Source organism: Shewanella sp. 10N.286.51.B2 (assembly GCF_041469265.1).
Classification (GTDB): domain Bacteria; phylum Pseudomonadota; class Gammaproteobacteria; order Enterobacterales; family Shewanellaceae; genus Shewanella.
The window spans coordinates 110886-125257 of record NZ_JBFRKH010000014.1 but is presented as its reverse complement, the minus strand read 5'-3'; the positions used below and the strand labels follow the sequence as shown (position 1 = coordinate 125257).

15 protein-coding genes are annotated in these 14372 nt (G+C 41.8%); 13 read left to right on the top strand and 2 right to left on the bottom strand.

Annotated features, from left to right (window positions below):
* The first annotated feature begins 95 nt into the window (after positions 1-95).
* From alr to AB4140_RS04080, 5 genes are all read left to right on the top strand, one after another.
* Complete coding sequence (alr, locus tag AB4140_RS04100) at positions 96-1187, top strand: alanine racemase (RefSeq protein WP_102440117.1); 1092 nt, start codon at positions 96-98, stop codon at positions 1185-1187.
* 69 nt (positions 1188-1256) lie between these two features.
* Positions 1257-2642: a hypothetical protein gene (locus tag AB4140_RS04095; protein WP_371999888.1), complete on the top strand. Its 1386-nt coding sequence runs from the start codon at positions 1257-1259 to the stop codon at positions 2640-2642.
* Positions 2643-2769: 127 nt separating this feature from the next.
* On the top strand, positions 2770-3795 hold the full coding sequence (dusA, locus tag AB4140_RS04090) for a tRNA dihydrouridine(20/20a) synthase DusA (protein ID WP_371999886.1): 1026 nt from the start codon (positions 2770-2772) through the stop codon (positions 3793-3795).
* Positions 3796-4054: 259 nt separating this feature from the next.
* A complete protein-coding gene (locus tag AB4140_RS04085) occupies positions 4055-4390 on the top strand; it encodes a hypothetical protein (protein ID WP_133126612.1) in 336 nt (111 codons plus the stop codon).
* A gap of 179 nt (positions 4391-4569) precedes the next feature.
* Complete coding sequence (locus tag AB4140_RS04080) at positions 4570-4776, top strand: PspC domain-containing protein (RefSeq protein ID WP_102439957.1); 207 nt, start codon at positions 4570-4572, stop codon at positions 4774-4776.
* 122 nt (positions 4777-4898) lie between these two features.
* Here AB4140_RS04080 and AB4140_RS04075 read toward each other — a convergent pair whose 3' ends face one another.
* A complete protein-coding gene (locus AB4140_RS04075; protein WP_102439956.1) occupies positions 4899-5636 on the bottom strand; it encodes an enoyl-CoA hydratase in 738 nt (245 codons plus the stop codon).
* A 35-nt stretch (positions 5637-5671) separates the two neighbouring features.
* Between AB4140_RS04075 and AB4140_RS04070 the strand changes: the two genes are divergently transcribed.
* The 3 genes from AB4140_RS04070 to AB4140_RS04060 are packed head-to-tail and all read left to right on the top strand — an operon-like array spanning position 5672 to position 7896.
* A complete protein-coding gene (locus tag AB4140_RS04070) occupies positions 5672-6157 on the top strand; it encodes a copper chaperone PCu(A)C (protein ID WP_102439955.1) in 486 nt (161 codons plus the stop codon).
* A gap of 12 nt (positions 6158-6169) precedes the next feature.
* Entirely contained in the window at positions 6170-7141 is a 972-nt protein-coding gene (locus tag AB4140_RS04065) for a DUF2333 family protein (protein ID WP_102439954.1), read from the top strand.
* A 2-nt stretch (positions 7142-7143) separates the two neighbouring features.
* Positions 7144-7896, top strand: a complete 753-nt coding sequence (locus AB4140_RS04060; RefSeq protein WP_102475900.1) for a TIGR04219 family outer membrane beta-barrel protein — start codon at positions 7144-7146, stop codon at positions 7894-7896.
* Between the two features lie 103 nt (positions 7897-7999).
* On the opposite strand, the gene tolC is transcribed toward AB4140_RS04060, so the two are convergent.
* Complete coding sequence (gene tolC / locus AB4140_RS04055; protein WP_303446484.1) at positions 8000-9307, bottom strand: outer membrane channel protein TolC; 1308 nt, start codon at positions 9305-9307, stop codon at positions 8000-8002.
* Positions 9308-9759: 452 nt separating this feature from the next.
* Here tolC and nudF point away from each other — a divergent pair, with 452 nt between their 5' ends.
* The 5 genes from nudF to parE all read left to right on the top strand — a co-directional run bounded on the left by nudF (position 9760) and on the right by parE (position 14366).
* Positions 9760-10380 carry an ADP-ribose diphosphatase gene (gene nudF / locus AB4140_RS04050; protein ID WP_102475901.1) on the top strand — a complete coding sequence of 207 codons (621 nt, stop codon included), beginning with the start codon at positions 9760-9762 and terminating at the stop codon, positions 10378-10380.
* A 78-nt stretch (positions 10381-10458) separates the two neighbouring features.
* On the top strand, positions 10459-10893 hold the full coding sequence (locus tag AB4140_RS04045) for a DUF1249 domain-containing protein (protein ID WP_371999882.1): 435 nt from the start codon (positions 10459-10461) through the stop codon (positions 10891-10893).
* Between the two features lie 39 nt (positions 10894-10932).
* Complete coding sequence (cpdA, locus tag AB4140_RS04040) at positions 10933-11772, top strand: 3',5'-cyclic-AMP phosphodiesterase (RefSeq protein WP_076539079.1); 840 nt, start codon at positions 10933-10935, stop codon at positions 11770-11772.
* Positions 11773-11847: 75 nt separating this feature from the next.
* Positions 11848-12423 (top strand): YqiA/YcfP family alpha/beta fold hydrolase, encoded by a 576-nt coding sequence (locus AB4140_RS04035; RefSeq protein WP_371999880.1) that lies wholly within the window; start codon positions 11848-11850, stop codon positions 12421-12423.
* A 56-nt stretch (positions 12424-12479) separates the two neighbouring features.
* On the top strand, positions 12480-14366 hold the full coding sequence (gene parE, locus AB4140_RS04030; RefSeq protein WP_102439947.1) for a DNA topoisomerase IV subunit B: 1887 nt from the start codon (positions 12480-12482) through the stop codon (positions 14364-14366).
* The last annotated feature ends 6 nt before the right edge of the window (positions 14367-14372 follow it).

Here is a 14372-nt window from a genome sequence, read left to right as displayed (position 1 = left end):
GTCGTACCGAAAAGCCTCTGTTTTAACGCAGAGGCTCATTTTTTAGTCTTGTGTTGCTCAATTATTTGAATGAAGCAATCAGTAAGGTTAGTTATTTGAAACCATTTCCCCGTGCTGAAATTAGTCGTAAAGCTTTGCAGGCTAACCTTGCAAGGCTGCGTGAAATTGCGCCCAACAGTAAAGTCATGGCTGTGGTTAAAGCCAATGGTTATGGGCATGGCTTGCTCAACGTGGCCGAGTCTGTCGCTGACTGTATTGACTGCGCCGATGGATTTGGACTGGCGCGACTTGAAGAGGCGCTTGAATTACGCCAAGGCGGTGTTAACGCTAAGCTACTGTTGCTTGAAGGTTGTTTTCGTCAATCTGACTTACCCACATTAGTTGAGCATAAAATTGATACCGTGGTGCATCATGAGTCGCAATTGGTGATGTTAGAGCAATCGACACTTACTGCGCCCATTACCGTCTGGCTTAAAATTGATACAGGCATGCATCGTTTAGGCTTTGGTATTGAACAATTCAAGGCTGTTTATCAACGCTTAATGGCTTGCCCACAAGTTGCCAAACCTATTCATTTAATGACCCATTTTGCTTGTGCCGATGAGCCTGACAATCCCTTAACCCAAGTGCAAATTGATGCTTTTCAGCAGTTGATTAACGATTTACCTGGCGATCGAACGTTAGCTAATTCTGCCGCTACGTTATTTTGGCCTCAAAGCCAGTGTGACTGGATAAGACCAGGTATCGCACTCTATGGGGTATCGCCTGTACTGGGTGATAAAGGTGTTCATCATGGGCTAGTTCCCGCAATGGAGTTAGTGTCAAACCTTATTGCGGTACGTGAGCATAAAGCCGGACAAAGTGTTGGCTATGGCGCTTATTGGACTGCAAAACAAGATACTCGTCTAGGCGTGGTTGCCATAGGTTATGGCGATGGTTATCCGCGCAATGCCCCTGAAGGTACCCCCGTGTTGCTTAATGGCCGCAGAGTGCCCATTGTTGGTCGAGTCTCTATGGACATGCTGACCGTTGATTTGGGGCTTGATGCAACTGATAAGGTCGGGGATTCAGTGCAGCTGTGGGGTAAAGGGCTCGCTGTAGAAGAAGTGGCAGAGCACATTGGCACCATTGCTTATGAGTTAGTAACTAAACTCACCCCAAGAGTCGTGGTTGATTTACAAGATTAATCTCAATTTAATTAATGGTTTATAGCCTAGAGCTTGAATCTTAAATTAGTCATAGATAGGAAGTGTTAAGTGCAGTTGTATAAATCAGTCGTTATGATTTATTGCGTGTTTTTTAGTATCGACAGTGTCGCCCAGTCTGAAGCTATTCACTCCGTAATTTCAAATGATCCAGAGTATGTGACTGCCAGTAAAACCACAACGAGTCATCGCCCTGATACAGAAGTGGTTGTAGAGACTGAGCTTATTTCTGAGATAAACCCACAGTCACAGCAACAAAATACTGCTGAAAAGCCGTCTGCGGTAACGCCCTCTGAAAAAGCACTGTCTCCAGAATTTGTCGCTGTGCCAATTGTCTTTTCAACTGAGACCTTGAGCACCACATTCGGCGCAGCAGGTGTCCTTAAGCATGCCGGTCAACCGCAAGCCGTAGCATTAGGCATTGGCTTATACTCTGCCAATGACAGTTGGCTAAGTTATGCAGGTTTTTATCATTATCAATTGCCAGAGCTTGATCAATGGTTATTTAGTGCCGAATTGTTTCGTGGTCATTACGAGCAAGGGATATATTACTTGCCCAAGAGTGACCTATACGAGCCAAAAGCCAATGACATCAGTCGAGTCATTAGTGTCGGGGATGAAGGCTTTAACAAACTGACCATGGAATATGTATTACCCATCGCCAGAGGTAAGCATGGCGCTGCAAACGCGCTTGGGGAAAACACCACACCAATTAGCTGGAACCCATTAGAGTCAGGTGTTAGCTCTATCAGCTTAACCCCGTTTAGCAAGTATCGAGAGCTTGAAGCATTAGCCTATTTAGCCGACGAAGCCCGTGGTGTTGAGCTTGCTTTTAATTGGGATAACCGCGATGCCAAACTAAATAGCACCGAGGGTGGTCAAACAAATCTAACCATCACCAAAGGCTTTAGTGTCGATGATGATCCAAGCTGGTTGATGTGGGAATTTGAACAAAGCGCATTTATGTCTTTTGGGAGTAACAGTTGGTTTGAGCAACAAGTGCTCGGGATTAATTTCTACTTAGCGGATACCCCAAGTTGGGAGCAAGATTATAAACAACAGCAATTTCAGCAGCCTCCTAGTTTTGCTGGGGTGTCATTAGGTGGCTTTGATCGTTTGCGCGGTTACTCTTCAAAGCAGTTTACTGGCCGCAGCGCAGTCAATTATGCCCTAGAGTATCGAGTCACACCTCAATGGCAGCCACTACAATCACTGCCGGTGTTTAATCTATATAACATTCCTTGGTGGCAGTGGGTATTATTTGCCGAAGCTGGCAATGTGGCTGATGAATTTACTTTAACTGAACTGCATGATGATATGAAAACTAACTACGGCGCAGGCATACGTTTTGAAGTTGAAGGTATAGTGATAAGAACCGACTTTGTTACTGGCGGTGATGAAAGTCAGTTTTGGGTTATGGTTAATCAAGCATTTTAGTTTCTTGGTGATGAAATTAGTGGCTGCTGATATTAATTAGCCGTTTGTTAATGATATAATCACTAGTTCGTTTTTTAGTAAGCATCATATTTTATTAATCGTTGATTTTCTTCGATAAGGTACCATTTTGGCTCTAACAACACTCAACCGCTCGCTTTCTATCGCCCCCATGCTTGATTGGACCGATAGGCATTACCGTTACTTTGCGCGCCTGATGTCTGCACATACTGTGCTTTATACCGAAATGGTGACGACAGGGGCGATCATTCATGGTCAGGCTGATTACTTAGCTTATAACCAAGAAGAGCATCCGCTTGCTTTGCAGCTTGGTGGGTCTAACCCTAAAGATTTAGCCACCTGTGCCAAACTGGCTTTTGAGCGCGGTTATGATGAAATCAATTTAAATGTGGGTTGTCCATCAGATAGAGTCCAAAGCGGACGGTTTGGCGCTTGTTTGATGGCTGAGCCTAAGTTAGTTGCAGAATGTGTTGATGCCATGAAGCAAGTTGCTGATATCTCTGTGACGGTTAAAACCCGTATTGGTATCGATGAGCAAGACAGTTATGAATTTCTCACCGAATTTGTTGATACGGTTAAAGCTATTGGTTGCGATACTTTTATTGTCCATGCCAGAAAAGCGTGGTTACAAGGGTTAAGCCCAAAAGAAAATCGTGAAATTCCAGAGCTTAACTATGAGCGGGTGTATCAATTAAAGCGGGATTATGCTGATTTAAATATCAGTATTAATGGCGGCGTTAAAACCATTGAAGATTCATTGGTGCATTTACAGCAATTAGATGGGGTGATGATCGGCCGTGAAGCGTACCAAAACCCTTATATATTAGCTGAAGTGGATCAACGTATTTACGGTGACGACAAAGCTGTGTTAACTCGTGAGCAAGTGATTGAACAAATGGTGCCCTACATTGAGCAGCATATACAGTCAGGCGGGCGTTTAAACCACATCACTCGTCACATGATTGGCTTATTTCAAGGCCTACCTGGCTCAAGGGGCTGGCGTAGATATCTTAGTGAAAACGCTCATAAGCCGGGTGCGGGTGTTGAGGTTATTTGGGATGCGGTTGAGAAAATGCATCAAAGTAGGCCGCCTGCTGATGTGACTTTCTACCCTAATAACATGAGTAATGATTAAGTCTTTATTCGTTAAAAATAGCGTCTCATTGAGGCGCTTTTTTTATGCCTGTAGCTTAGCTAATTAAGTATTAGCTAAATTCACTATCAGGATGGTGAAAATGACTAATTGTTTGATTATTGTTCAGTGGCTGTTGTGAGCCTGTTTTTGTTTAAAGTTAATATAACTACTATTAATCAGTCGTTTATATTGTTTTTTAAAACTTGGCACGTAGCTTGTAATAACCATGGTGTACCCAACATTAGGAAAGGAAAACATCATGTTTAACTCAATATCAAATGAAAATTCAGTGGTTAGTTCATCATCTACAACAAGCAATCGCATGTTTAAGAAACTGGCATTAATTGCTGTTATCGCCACCGCAAGTATTGGTGCTCAAGCAAATGAACTTAATAGTGCTGACATGGTAGAGGTATTAGAAGCTCGTTTGACTGATGCAACCACTGAAATGCTACAAACTGCGAGGCAAGAAATTAGCTTGAGCTTACATAGCCAAATTGCTGAACAAGTTTTTGAGTTAAACAGCTCGCTTGAAATGACTGACGATGTAATAGCAACACAATCAGACACTGCTTTAGCAAGCAATGAGGACTGATTTATGGATTTAATGATGATATTTCATTTAGCTGATCCATTAACTTCTTTACTACTGCTTCCTGTTTTTAGCTTTATCGCATGCTCGATAATGATATGTGGGTTGCAGTGGTACCAATTTAATAGCGTCAAGGCAATGTCTGCTGAACTGGCTTCAATGGAGATCGCAGGAGAACAAAAATGAACTTAACAGACTTAGAAAAATGGTTAACAACCGATGACAGTTTGATATGTGGCGCATCACACGGATTAGCAAAACAATTTGGCTGGTCAGTATTGTGGACCCGAGTGTTAACCCTAGTGGCAATTTTAATGAGCCCTAGCATCGGACTCATTGGTTACTTTGTGACTGCCATTATCATGACCCAGAAAAAATCCAGATATTAAACTGAAGTATGAACGCTGCTGTCGTTCAAGATTAGTTCAGCATTATCATTCATACTTCAGTGTTAAATGACTATTTTACTGGTTTATCCCAGCGTAAATGATATCAATGCTTAAACCAGAGACTACTTCGTTAAAAAAGCTTGGAACCGAGCTTTGGCCTCATCACTTTTTAGTCTTTCACTAAACAACACTAACTCTTTAAGCATTTGTTGTTTCACTTCAGCTTGGTTATGCCTTAATAACTGTTTAGATGCCTGCAGCGCCAAGGGTGGCTGAGCTGCTAATTTCTTTGCTTGTGATAATACAAAATCATCTAATTGTGATTGCTCAACCACTTGGTTGATAATATTTAATTCTTTTGCGGTGCTGGCAGTAAAGCTTTCACCTAATAAGATAAGTTCAGCCGCTTTTTGCTGCCCGACAATGAGCGGAAGTAACAAGCTTGATGCTGCTTCTGGTACCAAGGCGAGATTGACAAAAGGTAGCTGAAATGTAGCGCTGTTATCGGCATAAACCAAATCGCAATGCAGTAATAAAGTGGTACCAATGCCCACAGCTGCGCCAGATACTGCGGCTATCAATGGCTTTTTTATCTCAAGGATACAATGCAAAAATTGCACTGTGGGATGGGTTTCATTTAACTCGCCGCTGTTGAGGAAATCGCTAATATCATTACCCGATGTGAAACAATTGCCTTCGCCTCGTAACATAAAGGCGCGAATTGCATTGTCGTGCTCACCTTGGATCAGGTATTCTGTAAGCTGTTGGTACATTTTAAGATTAAAGGCATTTCGTTTTTCAGGACGATTGAAACTGATAATACGTACGCCTTGATCATCCTTTATCTGAATCTGACTCATAGGCTGTTTTCCTTCGGGAAGCGACTAGGGTGTACATGGAGTTTAAGACATTGAAAGCGATATTCAAACAGCTGTTTAGTTTTTTAGTTTTAACCACATTTTCTATTTCGGCCACTGCGGGCATTATGCTTTCAGAAGGCCATGTTAGAGCCATGCCTGCCAGTGTGCCCAACACCGCAGCTTATCTTACTTTAATGAACCATTCAGATAACACTGCTACATTAGTCTCTGTGACTACACCAGTGGCAAAAGAAGCCCAATTACATACCCTAATTGAAGAAAATGGCATTGTGAAAATGCGCCAAGTTGAAGGGTTTGATATAGAATCACATGGCAGCTTAACATTGCAACCATCGGGTGATCACATCATGCTGTTGTCACTGGTTAAGCCGTTAACCGTCGGTGATAAAGTACCATTAACATTAACTTTTGCTGATGGTCAGCAGTTAAATATTGAATTAATGGTTGATAAAAAGGCGAGTACTGATCAGCAAGAAAGCCATCATCACCATCATCATTAAGGAGTTGTATTGATGCAAATCACAAGGAAAAAAATTTTTAGTGTCATAGGGATTATTCTATTAATCGGCTATGTCATTGCGGTTTGGTGGAGCATTGAGCCAGACATCCTAGAGCCCGAAACGCTACAAAATGAACGTGGCGAGCACGTTATTGGCTACGCGACAACTTCTTCACTGATAGACACTCTCGAAAGCTTATTGGACAAACCAGGTGGCTGGCTTTCCAACGATATTATGCCGCCATCAGTGATGATGGATAATATGCCAGCATTTGAGTTTGGTGCATTAGAGCAGTCTCGCGATTTAGCGCTGATTATGCGTAAAGAGTTTAGTCGCTCACAATCTCAATCGACAGCAGATAGCGATTTACTGGCTGCGCATTCAAAACTTAATATTGAGCATACCAGTTGGTTGGTGCCTAGCGCTGAAGGCGAGTACCGTGAAGCGATAAAATTACTGAAACTTTACCGCGCTAAAATCAGTGATACCGAAAACAGTAATGCCCAGTTTTACGCTCGCGCAGACAACCTCAATGAATGGCTTAAAGAAGTGCAAAAACGTTTAGGCAGTATCTCACAACGGCTGTCTGCCAGTGTTGGTCAAGAGCGTTTAAATACTGATTTAGCCGGTGATTCTACTGCAAGGCAATCAACGCCATCGCTCGCCAGTTCAGAAATTAAAACCAGCTGGTGGAAAATTGATGATGTGCTTTATGAAAGCCGAGGCAGTGCTTGGGCTTTGCTTAATTTCATGAAGGCAATTGAAGTTGATTTTGCAGATGTACTGGAAAAGAAAAATGCTGAGGTGAGTTTACGACAAATTATTCGTGAACTTGAAGCCACTCAGCAAACTGTTTGGAGCCCAATGGTGCTGAACGGAGATGGTTTTGGTTTAGTCGCCAACCATTCATTAGTCATGGCTAACTATATTTCCCGCGCGAATGCTGCGGTAATCGATTTAACTAACTTACTCTCTCAGGGATAATGATGAAAAAGACACTTCTTGCCACCAGTTTATTGGGTTTATTAAGCATCTCTTCAGCGCAAGCTGCAACTGTGCTTGGTTTTAAAGTCGGTGGTGATTATTGGCAAGCTGACACCAGCGGCTCATTCAATAGTGACGATGGTGTAGGGCAAACTTATAACTATGACTCTGATGCACAGGGCAGTGTATGGATTGCTTTTGAGCACCCAATTCCGTTAGTGCCTAACGTTAAAATTCGTGAAAACCGTTTAGAAGGTAAAGGCAAGCAAACTGATTCAAACTTTTTCTTTAACGATATTTCTATCGATGGCGCTTCTACTGCTTATAATGATCTAAGTAATACGGATTTCGTACTTTATTACGAAATTCTAGACAATGATTTAGTAGCTTTAGATTTAGGTGCTGCCTACAAGCAAATGCATGGTTCAATAAGAATTAATGGCACTACCGATGCTGGTTCTGCAATTTCTTCAGAAGTCGATGTGGATAGCGGTATTGTTATGCTTTACGGTAGTGCTGAAGTCGGTGTGCCAGGGCTGGGTTTATATGCATTTGCTGACGTTATGCTAGGCATTGATGAGTCAAATGTTTATGACTACAACGCTGGTTTAGGTTGGAAATTTGATGGTGTTGCTTTAGACACGGCAATCCGAGTGGGTTACCGCGAGTTCAAATTTGATGTTGATGATTTTTCTCGCACAACTCAGAATATGTCGTTTAAAGGTGCCTTTGCCGGTGTTGAACTGACATTCTAAAGACTGAATAAGCGTTATAAATGCCCAATAAAAAACCGCCATTTGGCGGTTTTTTTGTTGCCTGAATAAGGCATCAGCAATAGGGCTTACTCAGTAACAAAGGTTATTCTGAAATAAGGCCATTGTTAATTGAGATGATATCGTCTTCGTTTAAAGTACCGGCTGCTTGTTTAAGAGCAAGGATTGAAGTGATATAGCCGTAACGAGCATCAGACAGTTGACGCTTTGAATCGTATAAATCACGAGTACGGTTTAATACATCAACAATGGTACGCGTGCCCACTTCAAAACCTGCTTGAGTGGCTTTTAAAGCACTTTCAGAAGATATAACAGATTGCTCGTAAGCGCGGATAGAGCTGATTGACGCGCCGACATTGTTAAAGTTATTGCGTACATTTTTAACCACACTACGGTGAGTTTGCTCAAGCAGTTCACTGGCTTCAACATATTGATATTGAGCTTGCTTTACTTGTGACGAAACTTTAAAGCCTTCAAAAATCGGTACGCTTAAGGTAATGCCAATGTTGGCATTGTCGTAATCAAGACCTGGGTTTTGATCAAAGCCTTTAGTGTAACCAGCGCCCAAGTTTAATGATGGCATATGGCCAGCTTTAAAAAGGCTAATGGTTTCACTGGCAATATCACGGCCAATACGTTGGGTCATTAAATCAATACTGTTGGTTTCTGCAATTTTTAACCATTCAGCTGAGGTTGTTGGCGAGGTTGCGCCAGCAGAAAAGCGGGTCGTATCTAGAATGTTAATTGACTTGTGATCTATACCTGTGATTTCACGTAATGCTTCGTAACTGTTTGCTAAGGTATTTTCGGCCAAAATCTCAGTGGCTGAGGCTAAATCATATTGCGCTTGAGCTTCATGAACGTCGGTAATCGCGGTAAGACCTACTGCAAAACGTTGCTTAGTTTGCTCCAATTGACGCTCAATCGCACGTTTTTCAGCACCTTGGAACTCAAAGTTATCTTTTGCGGTTAATACAGCAAAGTATGCATCAGTTACACGGATAATTAATGATTGTAACGTTGATGCATAAGCTGAGTCAGCTTGTGATGCTGCCATTTCAGCTAAATCTAAACCGACCCAAGCGCTGTGATCATAAATAACTTGGTTTAAGCTGATACCACCAGTAAAGCCATCTGGCTTGTTGGTGTCCTTACCATCTTCTTTATTCCATGCCTTTGAGTAACCCACGTTGGCACTAATAGTCGGCAGTAAAGGCGCACGGTTTTCTTCAATGCTTTCGTATAATGCATCGCGCTGAGCTTGTGCTTGCAGTACTACGGTGTCACTGGTAAGTGCTTGTTGATAAATTTGCAGTAAATCGTCAGCATTTGCCGCAGGTGCAGCAACTGCTAATGTTAGCGCTGCGTATATTGAACTAATTTTAAATTTCATTTGCTGCCCTTTTAGACAATATCTCCATCAATGGAGGAAAAATAATTTTGGTGTTTACGGTACTCATTATTAAGTAAGCATCATTTAGTACTATCGCACTTGCTTAAAATCCTGAGTTGTCGCTATGCAGCGAGGATCTGTTCATCTTTCTAGCTTAAATTTTACAGTGTTTCAGTAGCATTTATTGCTACGGATAATGCATTAATTGGTATGAAAAATGCCAATGTTACATTTATTGCTCAATTACCTAGATAGATTTTAGCTGTTGTTGCAAAAATAACCATGAAAGATCAACAGACTCTGCTGTATATCGTGAAAAAGGTTATCATTTCTAAGGCAAATATCAACTTTCAAGTTGTAACAGACTTTATTAAAATCCCCTGCTTAAATATAACCACCGTATAATAGTGTATGAAATATTTTAAAGGGCTTACAAATTGTAAGAAAAAAATATGAAAAATAATGAAATACTTGCACAGTTTAACGCTGAAACAGATGTTGAAATCATTGATACTAAAACCGTTTTTAAAGGCTTTTTTCAAGTGGATGAATATCAATTTAAGCATAAACTTTTTGACGGTGGTTGGAGTGAGGTTGTCTCTCGTGAAGTATTTGAAAGGGGTAATGCGGTTGTGGTACTGCCCTATGATCCAGTCACTCATCAAGTCGTCCTTATCGAGCAAATACGCTTACCTGCAATAGGGACCACCAATTCTGTTTGGCTACTTGAATTGGTTGCAGGTATGATCGCCGCTGACGAGGTGGCCGAAGAGGTTGCCCATCGAGAGTTAATGGAAGAGACAGGGCTTAGTGCCACTGAAATGCATTTCGTTAATAGCTTTCTGGCGACACCAGGTGGTTCATCTGAACGATTTTATTTTTACTGGGCTAAAGTTGATGCCAGTAAAGCCCAAGGCATACACGGCCTTGAATATGAGCATGAAGATATAAAAGTGCATGTGGTCGATTTTGATGTCGCCATGGATATGGTCAACAATGGCCGTATTGATAATGCCTCTACCGTGATTGGTCTACAATGGTTGGCATTAAACTTAGATAAAGTGACCTCATAGCCGTTCAATCAGCACACTGGCTAAGCGGCTTATCATCAATATTTAAGCGTAATGTAAAGCTAATTAAAGAGGTTTGAATTGAGTCAGCAAGTAACCAAAAATAAGTACCAGCCAAACGTGAGTGCTTTTTTAGCATTGTGCGGCCGTAATTATGCGCTGATTTTGAAATGGTTACCTGAAGATGGTGAAATTAATGAGCCTTGGACTGTTAAAGGCCAATTTGGGCTATTAGATATCACGATTATTGAAAATACTAAATATACACAACTAATTGAAATAAAGCGGCATTTTCCCACAGATAACTTCCTTACCACACCTAAAGCATGTGTGCGAGTCTATCATGATGCTCAATTAGCAGAAGTGTTAACTAGTCAACAGATTTATCGATTAAAAGCAGTGTATGATTATCCAAATGTACATATGCATCAAACGGATGAGAAATATCAAGTTAATGCATTTTTGGAAGAGCTACTTAAGATTGGATGCCGTCCCCAGCATCTATGTTCGACATAGTTCTGCTACATTGAATTAATTTATGTCTAGGATTAATTAGTGCTAAAAGAGCCAGTGAGTTACCCCATCGCTGAAACGGATGTCGTCAGGCTGATTCAAGTCACTGATCCTCATCTATTTGCCGATCCAGAAGCGCAGCTTTTAGGGGTGAATACGGCTGCCAGTTTTCAGGCGGTACTAGACACTTTTTTAGCATCAGATCAGCAAGCTGACATCATGTTGGCCTCTGGCGATATCAGCCAAGACTACTCTCCTCAGTCATACCAGCATTTTTCAAATGCAGTTACAAAACTCGATATGCCTTGTCATTATTTACCGGGTAATCATGATGACCCACGCTTGATGAGCTTGCATATGCAGGGCAAACAATTGTTTGGTCAGCAGCGCATTATCATTGGTAACTGGCAAATATTGATGTTGGACTCAACAGTGCGTGGTAAACCGGGTGGCTTTATGGCTGAAGATCAATTTAAATTGATTGATGCTGCTATCAAAGCTGATCCTGAGAAACACGTGTTACTGGTTATGCACCATAATCCCATTTTAGTGCAGTGCAGCTGGCTTGATCAGCATTGCATGATTAATGGCGATAACTTTTTACAGCGCATGGGGGAATACCCTCAAGTGAAAGCCGCGCTATGGGGCCATGTGCATCAAGCTATTGATAGTGAATATCAAGGCGCCAATGGTGCTATTCACTTAATGGCGACCCCGTCAACTTGTATACAATTTAAGCCAAAATCTTCTTATTTTGCCCTAGATGGACTTCAACCCGGCTATCGTTTGCTGGAGCTAGCTAGCAATGGTAGCATTCATACTAATGTTTATCGGGTGCCTGGCGAAAACTTCTCTCCAGATAATGATGCGAGCGGTTATTAGACGTTTTTTCGTTATTGGTTAACTTGATATTCATTCTGCTGTTGGAATTTCAATATCACCTTAGCGAGAGGAAATATGCTGCTCTATATACATGGATTTAATAGTTCACCTCTTTCAGATAAAGCCAAGGAAACGGCTGCCTATATAAAACAACGTTTTCCGGATTACCCTTTTCACCAACCTCAACTTCCTTCATCACCTAAAGCGGCGATGACCTTGTTATGTGGTATTGTGGAACAAGCGAAAGCCGAAGGTGAACCGTTAACCTACATTGGATCGTCTTTAGGTGGGTACTTTGCTAGCTATTTAGCTGAACAATATGGCGGTAAAGCAGTGTTGATAAACCCTGCAGTAAAACCCTTTGAATTGTTTGATGGGTTTTTAGGGCCGCAATATAACCCCTATACCGATGAACATTACCAAGTATTACCGCAACATAAACTTGATGTTGCTGAATATAATACTGAAGTCATTCGTCGCCCAGATAGATTTTTAGTTTTTTTGCAAACTGGCGATGAAGTGTTAGATTATCGTCAAGCATTATCGAAATATCATTGTTGTCAGCTTCATTTAGAGGCCAACGGTGACCACAGTTTTATTGGCTACAAAAATCAGCTAGATAAGATATGTGATTTTTTACAAATTAAATAACAAGTATTCTTTTCGGCCTGTAATATTGGGCCAATAATTGACCAAATGTGTGGACTATGAGCAATCAATATACTTCTGACGCTATCGAGGTTCTTAATGGACTCGACCCTGTTAAACGCCGTCCTGGTATGTACACCGACACCACCAGGCCGAATCATTTAGGTCAAGAAGTTATCGACAACAGTGTCGATGAAGCGCTCGCCGGTCACGCCTCAAAAATTGAAGTAGTATTGCACGCCGATAATTCATTGGAAGTGACTGATGATGGCCGTGGTATGCCTGTGGATATTCACCCTGAAGAAGGTATTCCTGGGGTTGAATTGATCCTCACTAAATTGCACGCCGGTGGTAAGTTCTCGAATAAAAATTACCAATTCTCTGGTGGTTTGCACGGGGTAGGTATTTCGGTGGTGAATGCCTTATCGACTCGGGTTGAAATTACCGTTCGTCGTGATGCTCAAGTGTATGATATGGCATTTGAAAATGGTGACAAGGTCGAAGACTTACGTGTTACCGGCACCTGTGGTCGTCGTAATACCGGTACCCGAGTTCATTTTTGGCCAGATGCCAGTTATTTTGACTCAGGTAACTTCTCGCTTACTAAGCTACTTTATTTATTGCGGGCTAAAGCTGTGCTTTGCCCTGGTTTACGGATTAAGTTTAGCAATAAGCAAAACGGTGAAGTACATGAGTGGTTTTACGAAAGTGGCTTAACTGATTACTTAAAAGAAGCGGTAAAAGATTCGGTCTTGTTACCTGAAGAGCCATTCATTGGTAGTTTTACCGGTAAAATGGACGCGGCAGAGTGGGCCATTACTTGGCTACCTGAAGGTGGAGATAGTTTGTATGAAAGTTACGTTAACTTGATCCCTACGCCACTTGGCGGGACTCACGTTAATGGTTTCAGACAAGGCTTATTGGAGTCGATGCGCGAGTTCTGCGAGTTTCGTAATCTGGTGCCTCGAGGCATTAAGCTCTCACCTGAAGATATTTGGGATAAAGCCTCATTTATTTTATCTATCAAAATGCAGGACCCACAATTTTCCGGTCAAACTAAAGAGAAGCTTTCAAGCCGTCAAAGCTCTGCCTTTGTTTCTGGTATTGTTCGTGATGCTTTCTCGCTATGGCTTAACTCTAATACCGAGCAAGCTGAACAATTAGCTGAACTTTGTATTAACAATGCTCAAAAACGCTTAAAAGCGGCTAAAAAAGTAGCCCGTAAAAAAGTTACTTCAGGGCCGGCTTTACCGGGTAAATTAACTGATTGTAGTGGCCAAGACCCAATGCGCGGTGAGCTATTTCTAGTGGAGGGTGACTCTGCGGGTGGTAGTGCTAAACAGGCGCGCGATCGTGAGTTTCAAGCGATTATGCCCCTTAGAGGTAAGATTTTAAATACCTGGGAAGTGGACGCGTCACAGGTATTAGCCTCGCAAGAAGTACATGATATCTCAGTCGCTATAGGCTGCGATCCAGACAGTGCTGATATTTCAGAGTTACGCTACGGCAAAATTTGTATTCTTGCTGATGCCGACTCCGACGGTCTGCATATTGCGACCCTATTATGTGCTTTATTTATGAAGCATTATCGTGTGTTGGTCGAGAAAGGCCATGTGTATATTGCAATGCCACCGCTGTTTCGTATCGATTTAGGCAAAGAAGTTTTTTATGCTTTAGATGAAGATGAAAAAAACGGTATATTAGACCGAATTGTGGCAGAAAAGAAAAAAGGCAAAGTGCAAGTCACTCGTTTCAAAGGTCTAGGTGAGATGAACCCATTGCAACTGCGAGAAACCACAATGGATCCTAATACCCGCCGTTTGGTGCAATTAACCATTGATGATAATGAAGACACAGTCGCACTCATGGATATGTTACTTGCGAAAAAGCGCTCGCCAGATCGTAAAATCTGGTTAGAGTCTAAAGGTGATCTAGCTCAGCTGTAATTTACT